This is a genomic window from Paeniroseomonas aquatica, assembly GCF_030409335.1.
In the GTDB taxonomy this organism is placed as follows: domain Bacteria; phylum Pseudomonadota; class Alphaproteobacteria; order Acetobacterales; family Acetobacteraceae; genus Belnapia; species Belnapia aquatica.
Map to the genome: position 1 here is coordinate 1 of NZ_JAUFPN010000164.1, position 1,236 is coordinate 1,236.

The following is a 1,236-nucleotide window of genomic DNA, read 5'->3' on the forward strand; positions in this document are numbered from 1 at the left end:
GTCAAGGATTGTCGCCTAAATTACCGACTGCTGAGTAAGGTGTTCCCGATGGCCTTTGCGATGGAGGGACGAACTACCGTCGCGTTACCGGGAGCGGAACTCGGCCTCGATCCCAGGTTTCCTTTCGGGTCAAATCGCTGTGGCACCGAAGCGAGGAGGGGCCTCAAGTGAGACGCTTCCTGATCCTGGTTCTCATCGCAGTGCTTGCGATGGTTCCGGCGCTGGCCCTGCGCTTGACGGGACTGCGACCCAGCCCGATCGCGGATGCTGCGATCTTCGGCGTCGCCATTCTTGCCGCGGGCTTCATGCTGTCGTGGGGTGCCGAGGCGGCGGAGCGGCGCATATCGCAGGGACTGATCCTCGCTGCCGTCGCCCTCGTCACCGTGCTGCCCGAGTACGCGGTGGATCTCTACTACGCTCATAAAGCCGGGGCGGCGGGGCCGGGCTCGCCCTACATCCACTACGCGGCGGCCAACATGACCGGGGCCAACCGGCTGCTGGTCGGCCTCGCCTGGCCACTGGTGGTCGTGATGCATTGGATTAGGGATCGCCATCGCGCAATTACGCTGGCGCCCGCTAACGCCGTCGAGATCGGGTTCCTGCTACTCGCCAGCCTCTACGCCTTTGTGATCTTGTTCCGGGGAAGCATCGGGCTGTTCGACTTCGCTGTGCTCGCGGGGCTGTTTGGCCTCTATGTCTGGCGCGTACGCCATGCGCCGCAGGCGGATAAGCAGGACGAGGAGGAGCCTGGCCCGGCCGCGGCTCTCAAGGCCCTTTCGCCTGCCGGGCAATGGGCCGCCATGGCCGGACTCGCGCTCGTCGCCTGCGCCGTAATCCTCACCGCGGCCGAACCCTTCGCCGAGGCCATGGTGGAAGCCGGGCGGGCCATCGGCCTCAACGAGTTCCTCCTGATCCAGTGGCTAGCGCCTCTCGCCAGCGAGGCGCCGGCTGTCTCGGTCGCGGTCCTGTTCGTGCTCTCCGGACGCGCGGCGAACGGCCTCACGACGTTGATCAGTGACAAGATTAACCGTAAGCGCAGCTTCGGGACCCTTGGTACCGGCGCTTGATGATCAGGCGGTTGTCGCGGGTGCCCAGTGCCAAGGCATGAGCTCGTCGATCCGGCTATTGGGCCAGCCGTTGACCAGGCGGGTCAGCAGGTCGGTGAAGTAGACCTGCGGATTGANCTTTCGACTGAGCACCAGGGGTCTGATGGCCCGCTCGACCGTGTTGGTGTCG

At 65.2% G+C, this 1,236-nt stretch carries 2 protein-coding genes; one reads left to right on the forward strand and one right to left on the reverse strand.

From position 1 onward, the window contains the following. Window positions 1-167: 167 nt before the first annotated feature. On the forward strand, window positions 168-1,067 hold the full coding sequence (locus QWZ14_RS16980; protein WP_290317957.1) for a hypothetical protein: 900 nt from the start codon (window positions 168-170) through the stop codon (window positions 1,065-1,067). 3 nt (window positions 1,068-1,070) lie between these two features. Here QWZ14_RS16980 and QWZ14_RS16985 read toward each other — a convergent pair. Continuing rightward, window positions 1,071-1,236: transposase domain-containing protein (locus QWZ14_RS16985; RefSeq protein WP_290317958.1), on the reverse strand; the 166-nt coding region annotated here is incomplete at its 5' end.